This window comes from Hoeflea sp. (assembly GCF_039975035.1).
Lineage (GTDB): Bacteria > Pseudomonadota > Alphaproteobacteria > Rhizobiales > Rhizobiaceae > Hoeflea.
This window is the reverse complement of record NZ_JBDWHW010000108.1, coordinates 1-16,227: the sequence shown is the minus strand read 5'-3', so window position 1 is coordinate 16,227 and position 16,227 is coordinate 1. Positions and strand designations below refer to the sequence as shown.

The 16,227-nt window shown below is 62.4% G+C and carries 17 protein-coding genes; 9 read left to right on the top strand and 8 right to left on the bottom strand.

What is annotated here, in order from left to right; all coding sequences use genetic code 11:
* Window positions 1–135 precede the first annotated feature (135 nt).
* Window positions 136–636: an SH3 domain-containing protein gene (locus ABJN75_RS09370; protein ID WP_348439017.1), complete on the bottom strand. Its 501-nt coding sequence runs from the start codon at window positions 634–636 to the stop codon at window positions 136–138.
* Between the two features lie 339 nt (window positions 637–975).
* Between ABJN75_RS09370 and ABJN75_RS09365 the strand changes: the two genes are divergently transcribed.
* Window positions 976–1,980 carry a D-glycerate dehydrogenase gene (locus ABJN75_RS09365; RefSeq protein ID WP_348439013.1) on the top strand — a complete coding sequence of 335 codons (1,005 nt, stop codon included), beginning with the start codon at window positions 976–978 and terminating at the stop codon, window positions 1,978–1,980.
* A gap of 134 nt (window positions 1,981–2,114) precedes the next feature.
* Here ABJN75_RS09365 and ABJN75_RS09360 read toward each other — a convergent pair whose 3' ends face one another.
* The 4 genes from ABJN75_RS09360 to dnaA form a co-directional block, all read right to left on the bottom strand.
* Window positions 2,115–2,873 (bottom strand): molybdopterin-synthase adenylyltransferase MoeB, encoded by a 759-nt coding sequence (locus tag ABJN75_RS09360; protein WP_348439011.1) that lies wholly within the window; start codon window positions 2,871–2,873, stop codon window positions 2,115–2,117.
* Window positions 2,866–4,017 carry a DNA replication/repair protein RecF gene (gene recF, locus ABJN75_RS09355; protein ID WP_348439009.1) on the bottom strand — a complete coding sequence of 384 codons (1,152 nt, stop codon included), beginning with the start codon at window positions 4,015–4,017 and terminating at the stop codon, window positions 2,866–2,868. Before recF ends, ABJN75_RS09360 begins: the two co-directional genes overlap by 8 nt.
* 69 nt (window positions 4,018–4,086) lie before the next feature.
* Entirely contained in the window at window positions 4,087–5,205 is a 1,119-nt protein-coding gene (gene dnaN / locus ABJN75_RS09350; RefSeq protein WP_348439007.1) for a DNA polymerase III subunit beta, read from the bottom strand.
* Between the two features lie 218 nt (window positions 5,206–5,423).
* A complete protein-coding gene (dnaA, locus tag ABJN75_RS09345) occupies window positions 5,424–6,965 on the bottom strand; it encodes a chromosomal replication initiator protein DnaA (RefSeq protein WP_348439015.1) in 1,542 nt (513 codons plus the stop codon).
* A 58-nt stretch (window positions 6,966–7,023) separates the two neighbouring features.
* On the opposite strand from dnaA, the gene ABJN75_RS09340 reads away from it, so the two are divergent.
* Window positions 7,024–7,761, top strand: a complete 738-nt coding sequence (locus ABJN75_RS09340) for a hypothetical protein (protein ID WP_348439005.1) — start codon at window positions 7,024–7,026, stop codon at window positions 7,759–7,761.
* Here ABJN75_RS09340 and rpsT read toward each other — a convergent pair.
* The 3 genes from rpsT to mutM all read right to left on the bottom strand — a co-directional run bounded on the left by rpsT (window position 7,751) and on the right by mutM (window position 9,948).
* Window positions 7,751–8,017 carry a 30S ribosomal protein S20 gene (gene rpsT, locus ABJN75_RS09335; protein WP_348439003.1) on the bottom strand — a complete coding sequence of 89 codons (267 nt, stop codon included), beginning with the start codon at window positions 8,015–8,017 and terminating at the stop codon, window positions 7,751–7,753. The genes ABJN75_RS09340 and rpsT overlap by 11 nt on opposite strands.
* Window positions 8,018–8,213: 196 nt before the next feature.
* Window positions 8,214–8,987 (bottom strand): enoyl-CoA hydratase, encoded by a 774-nt coding sequence (locus ABJN75_RS09330; RefSeq protein ID WP_348439001.1) that lies wholly within the window; start codon window positions 8,985–8,987, stop codon window positions 8,214–8,216.
* 64 nt (window positions 8,988–9,051) lie between these two features.
* Window positions 9,052–9,948 carry a bifunctional DNA-formamidopyrimidine glycosylase/DNA-(apurinic or apyrimidinic site) lyase gene (mutM, locus tag ABJN75_RS09325; RefSeq protein WP_348438999.1) on the bottom strand — a complete coding sequence of 299 codons (897 nt, stop codon included), beginning with the start codon at window positions 9,946–9,948 and terminating at the stop codon, window positions 9,052–9,054.
* 193 nt (window positions 9,949–10,141) lie between these two features.
* Between mutM and ubiE the strand changes: the two genes are divergently transcribed.
* The 7 genes from ubiE (at window position 10,142) to coaBC (ending at window position 15,705) form a co-directional block, all read left to right on the top strand.
* Window positions 10,142–10,918 carry a bifunctional demethylmenaquinone methyltransferase/2-methoxy-6-polyprenyl-1,4-benzoquinol methylase UbiE gene (gene ubiE / locus ABJN75_RS09320; protein WP_348438997.1) on the top strand — a complete coding sequence of 259 codons (777 nt, stop codon included), beginning with the start codon at window positions 10,142–10,144 and terminating at the stop codon, window positions 10,916–10,918.
* 4 nt (window positions 10,919–10,922) lie between these two features.
* Entirely contained in the window at window positions 10,923–12,506 is a 1,584-nt protein-coding gene (ubiB, locus tag ABJN75_RS09315; RefSeq protein WP_348438995.1) for a 2-polyprenylphenol 6-hydroxylase, read from the top strand.
* A gap of 2 nt (window positions 12,507–12,508) precedes the next feature.
* Window positions 12,509–12,940, top strand: coding sequence for a GNAT family N-acetyltransferase (locus tag ABJN75_RS09310; RefSeq protein ID WP_348438993.1), 432 nt, complete (start codon window positions 12,509–12,511; stop codon window positions 12,938–12,940).
* Between the two features lie 231 nt (window positions 12,941–13,171).
* Entirely contained in the window at window positions 13,172–13,609 is a 438-nt protein-coding gene (locus tag ABJN75_RS09305) for a peptidylprolyl isomerase (protein WP_348438991.1), read from the top strand.
* A gap of 184 nt (window positions 13,610–13,793) precedes the next feature.
* Window positions 13,794–14,075, top strand: coding sequence for a plasmid stabilization protein (locus ABJN75_RS09300; protein WP_348438989.1), 282 nt, complete (start codon window positions 13,794–13,796; stop codon window positions 14,073–14,075).
* On the top strand, window positions 14,072–14,494 hold the full coding sequence (locus tag ABJN75_RS09295; RefSeq protein ID WP_348438987.1) for a type II toxin-antitoxin system VapC family toxin: 423 nt from the start codon (window positions 14,072–14,074) through the stop codon (window positions 14,492–14,494). The genes ABJN75_RS09300 and ABJN75_RS09295 overlap by 4 nt, the downstream gene beginning before the upstream one ends.
* On the top strand, window positions 14,491–15,705 hold the full coding sequence (gene coaBC / locus ABJN75_RS09290; RefSeq protein ID WP_348438985.1) for a bifunctional phosphopantothenoylcysteine decarboxylase/phosphopantothenate--cysteine ligase CoaBC: 1,215 nt from the start codon (window positions 14,491–14,493) through the stop codon (window positions 15,703–15,705). Before ABJN75_RS09295 ends, coaBC begins: the two co-directional genes overlap by 4 nt.
* Window positions 15,706–16,227: the final 522 nt, after the last annotated feature.

The window sequence follows — 16,227 nt, the reverse complement described above, 5'->3', positions numbered from 1 at the left end:
CCGCGCTCAAGGCCTATGCCGCCATCACCAGCAGCGCCTCGAAGGGAGCCGTGCGCATCCTTTGATGCGCGCGGAGGCTGCCGATGCGGTGGCCAATTGCCAACTTCCCGCCGGCAAAGCCGTTCAGTCGTCGAATTACTTGAAGGCTTCGCCGGGGTAGGCGCCCCAGAGTTCGTCCTGGGCCACCCATCCGTCCATGCCTTCGGCCCTGGCTTCGCACCAGTCGCCGTCGCAGCCCTTGACCTCGACCACCACGCCCGGCTCCAGCCGCGCGATAACATTGGCGCTGGCGCGGGCCTCGCGGTGCATGTTGATGAATTCCTGCTTGTCGCCGCCGCGCATCCACGGCGCGGTCATCGCCGTGCGCTCGCCGGAGAGCAGCGACTGGTAGACCCAGCCTTCGGTGCCTTCGGCGTCGCGCACCCTGCGCCAGTTGTCATATTCCTGAATCACTTCCATAGGCACGCCGGACCGGGTGTAGAGCCACGCCACCGCGTAATCCCGGCCCGGGCCGATCCTGAGATTGACCCGCGTGGCCTTGAGGCTGACAAATCGCGGCAACGGCAGTCCGCTGGGGCCCTTGGTCGCGGCCTGGGCATGGGCCGTCGATCCGGCCTCAAGCCGGCCGTCCACCATCGGACTTGCGGCCAGAATGCCGACAGCCAGGCAGGTTGCTTTACAAAGGGAAAGGCGACGCATGACTTGCACCTTTTGGTTGGACGCCAAGTGTGTGGCGCCACGGTTATCTAAAAGCCCGGCCCCGTGTCCCGCCGTTTGAGACGGTAAAATCGGGCCAGCTGCGTTCATCGCGACAGGCGCGGCCGTGGGTGGCGCCAGTGGCGTCGCGGCGCTTTTTAAACATCAATCCGGGCACTTTGGATTGTCATCGCCGGAGGGTCTGTTAGAAAAAGGGTAACGCACCCGCCATAGTCGGCGAGTTTGGTTAAAGAGCTCTCAACGCCGGACCTCAACAACATGCAAAACCGAAAAAAACCCAAGGTCTACATCACCCGCCGTTTGCCGGACGCCGTCGAGACCCGCATGCGCGAGCTGTTTGACGCAGAGCTCAACATCACCGATGAAGCCCGCACCCAGCCCGAACTGGTTGCCGCCATGCGCTCTGCCGATGTGCTGGTGCCCACAGTGACCGACAAGATTGATGCCGCGCTGATCGAGCAGGCCGGTCCGCAGATGAAGCTGATCGCCAATTTCGGCAATGGCGTCGACAATATCGACATCGAGGCGGCGCAGAAGAAGGGCATCACGGTCACCAACACCCCCAATGTCCTGTCCGAAGACACCGCCGACATGACCATGGCGCTGATGCTCGCCGTGCCGCGGCGCCTTACCGAGGGCGCCAACACCATCGTCGGGGCTGGCGGCGTCTGGAAAGGCTGGTCGCCCACCTGGATGCTCGGCAACCGCATCGGCGGCAAGCGGCTCGGCATCATCGGCATGGGCCGCATCGGCACTGCGGTGGCCCGCCGCGCCAAGGCCTTCGGCCTGTCGATCCATTATCACAATCGTCGCCGGGTCGACCCCGCCACCGAGGATCAGCTTGAGGCCACCTACTGGGACAGCCTCGACCAGATGCTGGCGCGCGTCGACATCGTTTCGGTCAATTGCCCGTCAACGCCGGCCACCTTCCATCTGCTCTCGGCCCGCAGGCTCGAACTGATGAAACCCGGCGCTTACATCGTCAACACCGCCCGCGGCGGCATCATCGACGAGGATGCGCTGATCAAGGCATTGCGCGAAGGCCGTCTGTCAGGCGCGGGCCTAGATGTGTTCGAACACGAACCGGCGGTGGACAAGCAGTTGGTCAAGCTTGCTGCCGAAGGCAAGGTGGTGCTGCTGCCGCATATGGGATCGGCCACCATTGAAGGCCGTATCGACATGGGCGACAAGGTCATCATCAACATCCGCACCTTCTTCGACGGCCACCGCCCACCCGACCGTGTGCTGCCGCTCAGGAGCTGAGAGTTCGAATTTCGGAATGCCGGGGACAGCGACTATTCCATTCGCCCTCATACCCCGCGCTTCACAACGCAGCAGAAAAGTGAACTGTCTCTGATTTTTCTCAGCTCTTGCGGCTGTAGCGGCCCCGATTTTGCTCAGCCCTTGCGGCTGTAGCGGATTGTCTGGAAACCGGCCGCCAGCCCGTCATAGAGCAGCAACCGCCCGATCAAGGGCTCGCCCGCGCCAGTGATCAGCTTGATCGCTTCCATTGCTTCCAACGTTCCGATCACCCCGGTCAAAGCGCCGATGACGCCGGCTTCGGCGCAACTCGGCACCAGGCCGGATGGCGGAGCTTGAGGAAACAGGTCGCGATACCGCGGGCAGGGCTTGCCTTTGGCATCCGTGTCATAAGGTGTGAGCACCGTGACCGATCCATCAAAACGCCCCACCGCAGCAGTGACCAGCGGAATTTTCAGTGCCTCGCAGGTGTCGGCCAGCAGGTAGCGGGTCTCGATATTGTCCGATCCGTCCACCACCAGATCATAGGCTGTCATGATGTCGACGGCATTCTCGCGCGTCAGCCGCGTCTGGTGGGGCACCACCCGGGTGTGCGGATTGAGCCGGTCCAGCGCGCGGGCGGCGCTCTCGGTCTTTGCCATGCCCACGGTTTCGGTGTCATGCAGGATCTGGCGTTGAAGATTGGACAGTGACACCACATCGTCGTCGGCAACGCCGAGCAGCCCGACGCCGGCAGCAGCGAGATAGCTCAGCACCGGCGAACCGAGCCCGCCCGCGCCGATCACCAGCACCCGCGCCGCCTTGAGTTTCTGCTGGCCGCTGCCGCCGATTTCGGCCAGCACGATGTGGCGGGCATAGCGCGCAATCTCGTCGGGGTTGAGAGCAGCGTCAGTCATGGTCAGTCTCCCGATATGGCGTCACCTGGCCATCCGCCACCGTGAAAATCCGGCCGCGCGATCCCAGACTTGCAAACATCTGCGCATCCGTGCCGGTCATGAAGGCCTGGCAGTCGAGCGCCTCGATCAGATCAAACAGCGCCGCCCGCCTGCCTTCGTCAAGATGGGCGGCGATCTCGTCAAGCAACAGGATCGGTGCATGACCGGTCATGCCGCGCACCAGTTGCGCGTGCCCCAGAACAATGCCGATCAGCAGCGCCTTCTGCTCGCCGGTCGAGGACAGTGCGGCGGGCATCGCCTTGGCCCGGTGATGCACGATCAGGTCGGAGCGGTGGGGCCCCGACAACGTCCGGCCGGCGCTCGCGTCGCGCCCGCGCCCGGCCTTGAGTTGCTCGGTGAATGCCAGTTCCATATCGCTGGCCGAAGCCAGCGCCTGGGCTTCAAGGAAGCCCTCAAGCCGCACGCTTGCCGCCGGAAACACGCTGTGGGCGGCATTGCTCTCGATCAGGCCGGACAACAGGCTCACCACCTCGTTGCGGGCCATCGCCATTGCCACGCCCAGTTCCACCATTTGCGCTTCCAGCCCGTCGAGCCAGGCCGGGTCGGCCCGGCCTTCCGACAGAAGCCGGTTGCGGCTGCGCATGGCGCGTTCGTAATTGAGCGCCCGTCCGCCATGCGCGGGGTCCACCGACAATACCAGCCGGTCCAGAAACCGCCGCCTGTCGCCGGCCGAACCGGTAAACAGCCCGTCCATCGCCGGTGTCAGCCACAACAGCCTGAGATGTTCGAGAAGCGCGTCGGATGAGCGCGCCGGTGCGCCGTTGATCCGCACCCGTCGGGGTCCGGTTTCCTCGCCGCCGTCCACGCCGGTGCCGATGTCGACGGGACCGGCCATGCCTTCCAGGCCGGCAAAGACGCTGAATCCGCTCTCAACCGCCGATCCGGCCTTGATCAGGTCGCCATAGGCCGCGCGTCGCAGTCCCCGGCCTGGCGTCAGCAGCGACAGCGCTTCCATCAGATTGGTCTTGCCCGCGCCATTGTCGCCCGACAGCACCACATGGCGCTGGTCAAGTTCGAGTGACAGGCTGGCGTAGTTGCGAAACCCGGCAAGCTTCAGTTTCTGGATGTGCACCTTCGGGGCCATGCAACTCTCCGCTCAGCCGCGCCGCGGCCGGCAGTCCGGTTCTGTCCCCGCCAAAGAGGCCAAACGGGTCTAGACCCGCATCGGCATCAGCACGTAAAGCGCGTCATCGCCGGCGGTATCGCGCACCAGCGTCGGAGAGCCGGGATCGGCAAGCATGAACACCGCGTCCGTGCCCGACAGCTGGTTGGTGATGTCGAGCAGGTATTTGGCGTTGAAGCCGATTTCCAGCGGATCGCGGTCATAGCCGACAGCCAGTTCTTCGGTGGCGCTGCCCGAATCGGGATTGTTCACGGTGAGCGTCAGCTGCCCGTCGGCGATAGCCAGCTTGACCGCCCGGCCGCGCTCCGACGAGATTGTCGACACCCGGTCCACGGCCTGGGCGAAGGTCTGGCAGTCGACGGTCAGTTCCTTGTCGTTGCCGGTCGGGATCACCCGCTGGTAATCGGGGAATGTGCCGTCGATCAGCTTCGAGGTCAGCACCACCGAGCCGATGGTGAAGCGGATCTTGGCGTCCGAGACTTCCACGGTCACCGTGATATCGGGATTGTCGACCAGCTTCTGCAATTCGCCCACGGTCTTGCGTGGAATGATGATGCCCGGCATGCCCTCCGAGCCTGACGGGGCATCGACATCGGCGCGCGCCAGGCGGTGACCGTCGGTGGCGACCGCGCGCAGCTTCAGCGTGCCCTCGCTCTCGATCGAATGCATGAAGATGCCGTTGAGATAATAGCGTGTCTCTTCGGTCGAGATCGCGAACTGGGTCCGGTCGATCAGCATCTTGAGCTGTGTCGAGGGCAGGCGGAACGTGTGGGTGAAGGCGCCGGCGGTCAGATCCGGAAAATCGGATTCCGGCAGGCATTGCAGCGAAAATTTGGACCGCCCGGAGGCAACCGTCATCGACGCGCCGTCGGGATTGGTCGACAGCAGCACTTCCGAACCGTCGGAGAGTTTGCGCACGATGTCGTAAAGCAGATGCGCCGGCACCGTTGTCGCGCCCGCCTGCTCGATCATCGCCGGCGTTGCCTCGGTGATTTCCAGATCAAGGTCGGTCGCTTTCATGTCAAGCGTCGCACCCTCGGCCTTGAGCAGCACGTTCGACAGGATCGGGATCGTGTTGCGGCGCTCGACCACGCGATGCACGTGGTTCAGCGACTTGAGGAGATTGGAACGCTCGAGAGTGACACGCATGATCTGATTACCGCTTGGCTGGAGCCCGCGCGGGAACGCGAGGGCCTTTCAAATTCTGTCTTGTCAGGCTTCTGCCTTGCCTGGGCCGTGTTGCGCCGTATGCAGCGCCGCGCCCGGGCGTGCAAAATGGCAGATAATACCCCCGACATGCAACAAAAACCGGCCTGGAGTTTTCACTCCGGACCGGGATTCTGGGGATAATCGGATGTGACGGCGTTCTACTCGATGATCAGCCGCTTCAGCAGCTCGATCTCGTGGCCGAGTTTGGTGTCAGACCCGATCAGCCCTTCTATCTTGCGCACCGCATGCAGCACGGTCGTATGGTCCCTGCCGCCGAATCTGCGCCCGATTTCCGGAAACGAGCGCGGCGTCATGGTCTTGGCCAGGTACATGGCGATCTGCCGCGGCTTGACGATGACGCGGGTGCGGCGGTCGGATACCAGTTCCTGCCGCGACACATTGTAGTGCCGCGAGACCACCCGCTGGATGTCTTCAATCCGGATTCTCTTCGGCTCGCTTGCATTGACCAGGTGGCCAAGCAGTTGGTCGACCCGTTCGAGCGTCAGGTTGGGTTCAAAACTGCGCCGGAACAAAAGCTGATTGAAAGCCCCCTCCAGTTCACGCCCGCTTGCGGTGATGTTCTGCGCCACATGAGCCAGGATGTCCTCGCTGATATCCAGCGTGGCGTCCTCGATTTGAGCGATAGTCATGCGCTGCCGCAGCATCTCCAGCCGCATCTCATAGTCCGGCGCCTCGATTTCGATGGCGACGCCGCCCTGCAGCCGTGACCGGACCCGCGGATCCAGCGATTCCAGCTCCCACGGCGCACGGTCCGCGGCGACAACCACCTGGCGGGCCGAATCGAGCAACATGTTGAGCAGGTGACAGAATTCGTGCTGGATCGACTTGCCTTGCAGAAACTGCATGTCGTCGATGACCAGAAGGTCGATATTGCGCAGCGATTCCTTGAACGACAGCGCATCATTGTCGCGGATCGCGGTGGCAAAGCGCCACATGAAATATTCAGCGGTCAGGTAGACCACGCGCGGATTGCGGGCATGCCGGCTGGCCGCCGCCGCAATTGCCTGCAGCAGATGGGTTTTGCCCAGTCCGACATTGGAATGGATGAACAGCGGATTGAAGCGGACCGATCCGGTCCCGGCTTCGGCAATGGTCTTGGCCGCAGCCAGCGCCACCCGGTTGGATGAGCCCTCGACATAGCTTTCGAATGTGTAGCGCGGGTCAAGCGGCGAGCCGAGCACCGAATTGGCCGCCTGGTGTCCCTTCGTAAAGGAAGAGAGGTGCGCGCCCACACCTTTGACCGACAGGTGATGCTCCTTGCGCGCTGCTGTGGCCGGAGCCGGGCTGGCTGGCTCCGCGGTGGCGGTATCCGCTGCGGGAAGATTGGGGTTGGCACGTGTTGCCGACCGCACCACGATCTCCACTTTCAGGATATCCGGATCCTCCTCGCGGAACAGGACACTGATCTGCTCGAGGTATTTGTTGATGATCCATGATTTCAGGAAAGCGGTCGGGACCGACAGGCGCACGACGCTCTTTGACGACGATTGCAGCTTGAGCCTACCGAACCAGCTTGTGAAGACCTCCGGTCCGACCTGGGCCTTCAGGCGCGCTGTTACCCGGTCGAAGGCCTGATTGTTCTTGTTCATGTCCGCCCCTTTTTCTGCCGTCGGGCAAACATTGCCGCTGAGCGGTCGGGCGGTGCCTTGGTCGCCCCATTCTGCCGCTTTACGCGCCATCGTCACTTGTGTTTGCATCGCCGCTGGTCACCCCTGTTGCCGCATTCAGGCCATCGTCATGATGGCCACCTTTTTTGTGCGGATTGTCTCCGCACTGTTGTTTCCAGTCGCTGGCGGCTGCCTCGCCGCCTGTTCCCTCCTGTCTGTTTCCGCCGGCGACCTCGTATCGCCGATGAGAACAGATCTTCCCCGTTCCGCCAGAACCCGAGTTCAGGCGGCCATTGCCCCACAGCGGGGCGGCAAGGCGCCCACGCAACCGAAGGTTTATTTCAGAGTTTGCCTGACAGAGTTGTCACGCCCCAAGTTGCTGGTAGGAAAACGCTTGCCCATAGTGTGGAAAACGTCCTTGGAACCGCCCGGTTCCTCGCCCCTTGTCGAGAGTTATTTAGGCAGGATGGGAGGGTCAGATCAAGCAGCTTATTTACGAAAAAGTAACGAATTGGGGCTTGACTCGCGAAGGTTGAAAAAAGCCGTCAAGGTGGCTTTTCAACAGGCGATTGGATTCATTGCCTTTTCGCGGCTTCGCGTTTTTTCAGGCCATGTAGAAGTTTGGGATATTAAATTTAGGGCCTTGACAGATTGTCCGGGAATTCGGGTCTGCGTGTGCGGGGCGGAATCGGGGACCTCGCGTAAGGCATTGAATTTAAACAATATTATTTGCGACGATGACGAGGCTGTGACAATCCGCGCCAGGGCGTATTTTTGGCTTCGCGCAAACCATTGGGACAAAAAGGAAAAGGCCCGGACAAGCCGGGCCTTTAGCCGTCAAACTAAATTTCAGGTGCTCAGGCGGTGAGCGCCTTGACCCGGTTCGACAGCCGGGAAATTTTCCGCGAAGCCGTGTTGGCGTGAACCACGCCCTTGCTGGCTGCGCGCATCAGTTCAGGCTGTGCGGCCTTCAGCGCAGCGGCTGCGGCGCTCTGGTCGCCGGAGCTGATGGCTTCCTCGACAGTGCGGAGGAAACCGCGAACACGCGAACGGCGTGCCTTGTTTACGTCAGTGCGGCGGGCAATCTTGCGGGTCGCTTTTTTCGCCGAAGTTGTATTGGCCATGAATGCCTCTCAAAGTGTCACATGCTCTATCCCGACCGGAAAGCGCCCTCTTGCGAGGTTCGTCGCTTCGACATTCGGAATGCGAGAAAACCACGGCGAGCCCGAAAGCTGCCATTCGATGGCGGGCCTATACCGGGTATCGCGGCTTGCGTCAACGCGAAAATCGGCTTTGCCCCAGGTCCGCCTGCGCATTTTGTCAACGGTGCTTGAACTGCGCCTTGCGCTTTTCAACGAAGGCGCCCATGCCTTCCTTCTGATCTTCGGTCGCAAACAGCGAGTGAAACAGCCGCCGTTCAAAGCGCAAGCCCTCGGCCAGCGTCAGTTCATCGGCGCGGTTGACCGATTCCTTGACCATCATCGTCGCCGGCAGCGAGAATCCGGCAATCTTCTCGGCTGCCTTCGTGGCGGTTGCCAGCAGTTCCGACGCCGGCACCACGCGGGCCACCAGGCCGGAGCGCTCGGCTTCCTCGGCCTCCATCATTCTGCCTGTCAGGCACAGATCCATCGCCTTGGCCTTACCTATGGCGCGGGTCAGCCGCTGGGTGCCGCCCATGCCGGGGATGACGCCCAGGGTAATTTCCGGCTGGCCGAATTTCGCGGTGTCGGCGGCAATGATGAAATCGCACATCATGGCGAGCTCGCAGCCGCCGCCGAGCGCATAGCCGGCAACCGCCGCGATCACCGGTTTGCGGGTTGCGGCAACCGCGCTCCAGCCTTCGAAGAAGTCTTCCAGATAGGCGCCGACATAATCTTTCGATTGCATCTCCTTGATGTCGGCGCCGGCGGCGAAGGCCTTTTCCGAACCGGTCACCACAATCGCGCCGATCTTGTCGTCTTTGCCATACTGCGCCAGAGTGTCGCGCAATTCGCCCAGCAGCTCCGAATTCAGCGCATTGAGCGCATCGGGCCGGTTGAGCGTGATAATGGCCACCCGGCCGTGTGTCTCTGTCTTCAGCGTCTTCAGCACCATCGCCTGTCTCCTTGGTTTGAACCGGCATCCTCCGTCCCTTGCGGGGCGCAGCGGTCCTGCCGGACTAGTTTTTCTGGCAGCGCGGGCAATAAAAAGTCGAGCGCCCGCTCTGCACCATGCGGCGGACCGTATCGCCACAGCCGGGGCGAGGGCAAGCCTTTCCCTCGCGGTCATAAACGGAAAAACCGTGCTGGAAATACCCCATCGTGCCGTCGGTGCGGATATGGTCTCTGAGCGACGATCCGCCCGCTGCAATCGCCTCGTCGATCACCGTGCGAATCGCGCCCGTCAACTCCTCCAGGTCCTTGCGCGGTCGTCCGGTCGGGCTCACCAGCCGCCCGGCCGGTTTGTCGGGCGCAAGGCCCGCGCGCCACATCGCCTCGCAGACATAGATATTGCCAAGGCCGGCGATGATCCGTTGATCAAGCAGTGCGGCCTTCAAGGGCGCCGCCTTGCCAGTAAGCCGCCCCGCCAGTTCGCTGGCGTCAAGACTGTTGCCGGTCGGCTCCACGCCAAGGTTCCTGAACCACGGGTGGTCGTCAAGCGCCGCCCGGTCGATCAGGTCCATGTAGCCGAAGCGTCGAGGGTCATTGTAGATCACTCGCGCCTGGCCCGCCGGCCCGTCGACATGAAACACCACATGGTCGTGCTTGCCGTCTTTTGACCGCGCATGATGAAACACGCCCGGCGCCAGTCCCCCCTCACCCGCAGCCTCGATGCGGAAAGACCCCGACATGCCCAGATGACTGGTCAGCACCATGCCATCATCAAGATCGGCAATCAGGTATTTCGCCCTGCGTCCGAGCGAGGTGACCAGTCGTCCCTCCAGCCGGGCGGCAAAATCGGCCGGAAAGGCAAACCTGAGAGCGGCGCGGCGCTGCTCGACACGGATGATCCGGGCGCCCTCCATCACCGGCTGCAGGCCGCGGCGGACTGTTTCGACTTCTGGCAATTCGGGCAACGCGAACTCCTCGGGAAGGTTTCAATATATTGGCGGCTGACCTATAAGGCGGTGCGCTATGCCGCAGGCGGGATTCCTCACGCCTAGATAGCGTGCAGCAGGGCGATCCGCTATGGTCGCGGCAGATCAAGCCGGTTTCCGCGCGGGAATGCGGGCAGATTTGACGCTTGGCGCAAAACGACGGGATGAAATGATGTCACAACAGCGCGTATCCTCCGATGGCGGAATGCAGACCAGCTACGGCTTTCGAACCGTATCGGATGGCGAGAAGCAGGAACTGGTCAACGACGTCTTCCACAAGGTCGCCAAGCGCTATGACATCATGAATGATGTCATGTCGGCCGGAATGCACCGGGTCTGGAAGGATGCCATGGTGGCGAGCCTCAATCCGCCGCGCCGCCCCGGATTCCGCTTTCTCGACGTGGCCGGCGGCACCGGAGACATAGCTTTCCGCATTGTCGCAGCGTCAGACGGTCAGGCTCAGGGCACCGTTCTTGATATCAATGGATCGATGCTCGGTGTCGGCGCCGAGCGCGCCACCAAGAAGGGCTGTGCCGAAAATCTCGATTTCGTCGAAGCCAATGCCGAGGAACTGCCGTTCGAGAATGCGAGCTTCGACGCCTACACCATCGCCTTCGGCATTCGCAACGTCCCCGACATCGACAAGGCATTGAGCGAAGCCTACCGGGTTCTGCGCCGCGGCGGTCGCTTCCTCTGTCTTGAATTCTCCGAGGTCGAGATGCCGATCCTCGACCGGATCTATGACGCCTGGTCGTTCAACGGTATCCCTGCGGTTGGAAAGGCAATTGCCGGCGAGGCCGAGCCTTACCAGTACCTGGTCGAATCCATCCGCAAGTTCCCGCGCCAGCGTGATTTCGCCGCGATGATCGAGCGCGCCGGTTTCTCCCGCGTCGGCTACACCAACTACACCGGCGGCATCGCCGCGCTGCATTCGGCCTGGAAGATCTGAGCATATGGCAAGTCTGGGCACCTATCTGCGCCTGATGCGGGCGGGCTACATTCTTGTGCGCGAGGGTGTGGTCTCCTCGTTGCCTGCTGACGAGCTTCCCGCAGCGGTGCAATTCGGCCACCGGGTCGCCGGCCTGCTGGCCAAGCGCCAGGCCAGAAGCGCCGAGCGCAGCGACCGGCTCGCCCGCGCGGTCGAGCGGCTCGGCCCTTCATGGGTCAAGCTCGGCCAGTTCCTCGCCACACGGCCCGATGTGGTCGGCGCCGAGATTGCCGATGATCTCTCGGGCCTGCAGGACCGGATGGCGACCTTCCCCGAAGCGCTGGCGCGCGCGGAAATCGAGGCGTCGCTCGGCAGGCCGATCAGCGAGCTGTATTCGCGCTTCGATGCTCCGATCGCTGCGGCTTCGATCGCCCAGGTCCACCCCGCTGAAGTGAGCGATGAAAACGGCTCCCGCAAGGTCGCCGTCAAGGTGGTCCGCCCCGGCGTGCGCCAGCGCTTCAGACGCGATCTCGAGGCCTTCTATCTGGTCTCCGAAATGCAGGAGCGCTTCGTCCCGTCCTCGCGCCGTCTCCGGCCGGTGGAAATCACCAAGACGCTCGAACAGACCACCCGCATCGAGATGGATCTCAGGCTGGAGGCTGCCGCGCTCTCCGAGATGGCCGACAACACGCGCGATGATCCGGGCTTCAGGGTGCCGTCTGTCGACTGGGAACGCACCGGTCGCGACGTGGTCACAATGGAATGGATCGACGGTATCAAGATGAGCGATGTCGCGGGCTTGCGCGCCGCCGGCCACGATCTCAATGCGCTGGCCGACACGCTGATCCAGTCGTTCCTGCGTCACACCCTGCGCGACGGCTTCTTCCATGCCGACATGCACCAGGGCAATCTTTTCGTCGATCCGGCAGGCATGATCGTCGCCGTCGACATGGGCATTGTCGGCAGGCTCGGCAAGAAGGAACGCCGGTTCCTGGCGGAAATCCTCTACGGCTTCATCACCCGCGATTACCGCCGCGTCGCCGATGTGCATTTCGAGGCGGGCTATGTGCCCGCCATTCATGACCCGGCCAGTTTCGCCCAGGCCATCCGCGCCATCGGCGAGCCGATCCACGGCCAGCCGGCCGAAACCATCTCGATGGCGCGGTTGCTGACGCTGCTGTTCGAAGTCACCGAACTGTTCGACATGGAGACCCGGCCCGAACTGGTCATGCTGCAGAAGACCATGGTGGTGGTCGAGGGCGTCGCCCGCACGCTCAACCCCAAATTCAACATGTGGAAAGCAGCCGAACCGGTGGTCGGCGACTGGATCCGCGACAATCTCGGCCCCAAGCGCATCGCCGTCGACCTCAAGACCGGCGCCGCGGCGGCCTTCAGGATCGCCGAGCAATTGCCCGATCTCGCCGCCCGCACCGAGCGTTTTGCCAGTGAAGTCGGCGCCATGGCCAAAAACGGCCTGCGCTTCGATGCAGCCACCTCCGAGGCCATCGGCAGGGCGGAGGCGCGCCACACCCGCTCGGGTCGCCTGGCGTTGTGGATTATTGCGGCGGCCCTGGTCTGGTTGGCGCTCGCCATCCACCCCATATGGTAGGGGTGACCGCTTACCGTCCGATTTCCCTAGATGACACCGAAGCCCAACCGCTCTCCGACGAGGCCTGGGCGGATGGATATCCCTTTGTCGAGCGCATGATGGAGGACTGGAAATCCGGCGCCAATCGCTTCGATGGCCCTGGCGAGCGGCTGATCGGCGCCTTCGAGGGCGAGGCGCTGATCGGCTTTTGCGGCCTCAACCGCGATCCTTACACCAGTGAAAACGCCGGCCGCATCCGCCATCTCTATGTCAGCCTCGGTCATCGGCATTCCGGTATCGGCAGGGCGTTGGTGGCGCAAACGCTCGACAGCGCCGCCATCTGGTTCCCCCGCATCCGTCTGCGCGCCACCCCCGCCTCGAGGAGTTTCTACGAACTGCTCGGGTTCAAGGAGGTCGACGAGAACGAGGCGACCCATGCGCTGCGGCTCAGGTAAGGTTTCCGCCCTCCTTGACTGGAAAGGCTGTGGCTCCCAATGAGCGCTACCCGATTTGCAATTCCGCTCGACTTCACGCAAAATAGGTCATTGGATGGGCCGTTGAGCGCAGACCAACATTCGCCGACGGCACCATAGGCGCCGTCAGGGCAGGAAACCCGGCAGCGCATCGCGCACCAGATCCGTGCACTTACGGACGCCCCGGGACATACACAAGCATTGGATATACATATGAACGAGGCCAAATCCGGCGACACCGTGCGGATAAACTATACCGGCAAACTGACAGACGGCACCCAGTTCGACAGTTCCGAGGGTCGCGAGCCTTTGGAGTTCCAGGTTGGGTCCGGCCAGATCATTCCCGGCCTTGACCGCGAAGTCGAGGGCATGAAGGTCGGGGACAAGCAGACGGTCACCGTTGCGGCCGAAGAGGCCTATGGTCCCCACGATGCGGCGAAGGTTCAGCAAGTCCCGCGCGACGCCCTGCCGCCGGAGCTCGAGCCGCAGGAAGGCATGCAGTTGCAGGCCCAGACGCCACAGGGAGGGCAGATGACACTCATCGTCACCGCCGTCGCCGAACAGGAAATCACCGTCGACGCCAACCATCCGCTGGCTGGCAAGGATCTGATTTTCGAAATCGAGATGGTCGAGATCCTCAAGGCGGCCTGACCGCACGAGACCTGGACAACCCGGCCCGGTGCCGGGTTGTCGTTTCCTTGCGGGATGCGCCCTCTGTGGCCGCCAGCCGCCCGGACAGACGCCCGAACCTATCCGCCACATCTCTGTTTGACTGCAATGATTGCAATGCATACATTGCAATCATCCGCCACATCTCTGTCCAGGCAGGTTCACCATGGCAACACTGACCATTCGCAATCTCGATGACACCGTGAAGCAGGCACTGCGCGAACGCGCGGCGCGGCATGGCGTGTCCATGGAGGAGGAGGCCCGCGTGCTTTTGCGCCGGTCCGTACACGCGTCCAATGGACAAGAGAGTGAAAAACCCAGTGGCGAAACTTTCTATGACAGAGTTATGGCCTTACGCGAAAAATACGGAACATTTGATCTTGAAACGCCGCCGCGCACCGAAATTGCAGGTGAAAGGACCGTCTTTGACTGGTCGGAAGACAAGTGATCCTCGACACAAATGTAATTTCTGAGGCAATCTCGGTGAGACCAGACCATTTGGTAATGAAGTGGTTTGCAACTCTCGAGCCTGAGATGCTCACCATCCCATCGGTCGTCAAAGCTGAGTTATTGGCAGGCGTGGCATTTTTGCCCGCCGGGCGGCGTCGCGATGTTTTGGGCAGTATGATCCGCGATTTTTTGGACCCGTATGAACCAGTGAGAGTCCTTCCATTTGAAAGTGCTGATGCTCCATTTTATGCACAAGTGCTGTCTTCCCGCCGTTCGGCAGGTCGTCCGGTGAAGGAACTTGACGCCCAGATAGCCGCCATTGCGCTGAGGCGCGGACTGCCGATTGCGACCCGCAATGTCCGGGATTTTGCCGATTGCGGCGTCACCCTCATCAATCCTTGGGACCCTGCGCCATGACTCTTGCCGGAAAACGCATCCTGCTGATCATCTCCGGTGGCATCGCCGCCTACAAGTCGCTCGACCTGATCCGCCGCCTGCGCGAGCGCGGCGCACAGGTCCGCCCGCTGATGACGGCCGCCGCACAGGAGTTCGTCACCCCGCTGGCTGTTGGCGCGCTGGCCAGCGACCACGTCTATACCGATCTGTTTTCCCGCGAGGACGAGCAGGATGTCGGCCATATCCGGCTGGCGCGCGACTGCGATCTGATCTGCGTCGCCCCCGCCACCGCCGATCTGATGGCGAAAATGGCAAACGGCATGGCCAATGATCTCGCCTCCACCGTGTTGCTCGCCACCAACCAGCCAGTGCTGATTGCCCCCGCCATGAACCCGGCCATGTGGGCGCACAGGGCCACAAGCCGCAATGTCGAAACGCTCAAGCGTGACGGTATCCGTTTCATAGGCCCGATGGCCGGCGAAATGGCCGAATCCGGCGAGGCCGGAGAGGGCCGCATGGCCGAGCCGCTGCAGATCGTCGCCTCAATCGAGACGCTGCTGGATGATGCGCCCAAGCCGCTTGCCGGCAAGCGCGCAATCGTCACCTCCGGCCCGACCCACGAGCCGATCGACCCGGTGCGCTACATCGCCAACCGCTCGTCCGGCAAGCAGGGCCACGCCATCGCCGCCAGCCTCGCCCGTCTCGGCGCTGATGTCACGCTGGTCTCCGGCCCGGTGACGATCCCTGATCCCGCCGGCGTCACTGTCATCCGCGTTGAAAGCGCCGCCAACATGCTCGACGCCGTCACATCGGCGCTGCCTGCCGACATCGCCGTCTTTGTCGCCGCCGTCGCCGACTGGCGCGTCGCTGCCGCGTCGGGCGAAAAGATCAAGAAGAAGCCGGGTGAGAGGCCTGCCCCTCTGCAGCTCACCGAAAACCCCGACATCCTCAAAACCATCGGCCACCATGAAAGCCGCCCGCACCTCGTCATCGGCTTCGCCGCCGAGACCGCCGACGTCGTCTCCAACGCGCAAGGAAAGCTGGCCCGCAAGGGCGCAGATTTCATCGTCGCCAACGACGTCTCGCCCGCCACCGGCATCATGGGCGGCGACCGCAACCGCGTCCGCATCGTCTCAAGCGATGGCGTCGAGGACTGGCCGGACCTGAGCAAGGCTGAAGTCGCGGAGCGATTGGCGGCACGAATCGCCGAGCTTATGCCGAGCAAGAGCTAATGCATGTCGCGCAAAAGTGTCCTGCGGTTTTGCGATAACGACATACAGAAACAAAGAACTGACGCGTCACCTGACTCCATTTGAACGCGACTTGCATCTTTTCAAAGTGTCACAGCGACCTTTGCGCATCCGACTGGATGCGCGGAGCTGAAGCTGAGGCTCGATCATCCGGAAACTGCGAACGGCCGCAAGGCGGGCAGGCTGGGCGAAACACTGAGCTTGATCGACGGTGAAAATAGGTGGGAAGTAGGTGTTTGCTGTGCGTGTTTTCCATGTTTGCTCAGCGCCATTGCGGTTAGAGTACCGTACGATTAATATGACGCATTCTGTTGGCTCAAACCTGCTGCTCCACAAGAAGGACGGCGCAGAGCGATGCAGGTTCATCTCTCAAGCCGTCCGACGCAGTGGGTAGCAGGTTTCAGCCAACCCGAAGGGCCGCATGCCTTCAAGTCCTGAGAAGGATTTTCGTCTTGAACGTACCCGCCAGGTATGCCCTTCGACGAAAATCCTTCTCAGCCCATA

Coding starts and splice junctions, on each gene's coding strand:
- ABJN75_RS09370 (WP_348439017.1), bottom strand. CDS start 636: ATGGTGGACGGCCGGCTTGAGGCCGGATCGACGGCCCATGCCCAGGCC.
- ABJN75_RS09365 (WP_348439013.1), top strand. CDS start 976: ATGCAAAACCGAAAAAAACCCAAGGTCTACATCACCCGCCGTTTGCCG.
- ABJN75_RS09360 (WP_348439011.1), bottom strand. CDS start 2,873: ATGACTGACGCTGCTCTCAACCCCGACGAGATTGCGCGCTATGCCCGC.
- recF (WP_348439009.1), bottom strand. CDS start 4,017: ATGGCCCCGAAGGTGCACATCCAGAAACTGAAGCTTGCCGGGTTTCGC.
- dnaN (WP_348439007.1), bottom strand. CDS start 5,205: ATGCGTGTCACTCTCGAGCGTTCCAATCTCCTCAAGTCGCTGAACCAC.
- dnaA (WP_348439015.1), bottom strand. CDS start 6,965: ATGGCGCGTAAAGCGGCAGAATGGGGCGACCAAGGCACCGCCCGACCG.
- ABJN75_RS09340 (WP_348439005.1), top strand. CDS start 7,024: ATGATGGCCACCTTTTTTGTGCGGATTGTCTCCGCACTGTTGTTTCCA.
- rpsT (WP_348439003.1), bottom strand. CDS start 8,017: ATGGCCAATACAACTTCGGCGAAAAAAGCGACCCGCAAGATTGCCCGC.
- ABJN75_RS09330 (WP_348439001.1), bottom strand. CDS start 8,987: ATGGTGCTGAAGACGCTGAAGACAGAGACACACGGCCGGGTGGCCATT.
- ubiE (WP_348438997.1), top strand. CDS start 10,142: ATGTCACAACAGCGCGTATCCTCCGATGGCGGAATGCAGACCAGCTAC.
- ubiB (WP_348438995.1), top strand. CDS start 10,923: ATGGCAAGTCTGGGCACCTATCTGCGCCTGATGCGGGCGGGCTACATT.
- ABJN75_RS09305 (WP_348438991.1), top strand. CDS start 13,172: ATGAACGAGGCCAAATCCGGCGACACCGTGCGGATAAACTATACCGGC.
- ABJN75_RS09300 (WP_348438989.1), top strand. CDS start 13,794: ATGGCAACACTGACCATTCGCAATCTCGATGACACCGTGAAGCAGGCA.
- coaBC (WP_348438985.1), top strand. CDS start 14,491: ATGACTCTTGCCGGAAAACGCATCCTGCTGATCATCTCCGGTGGCATC.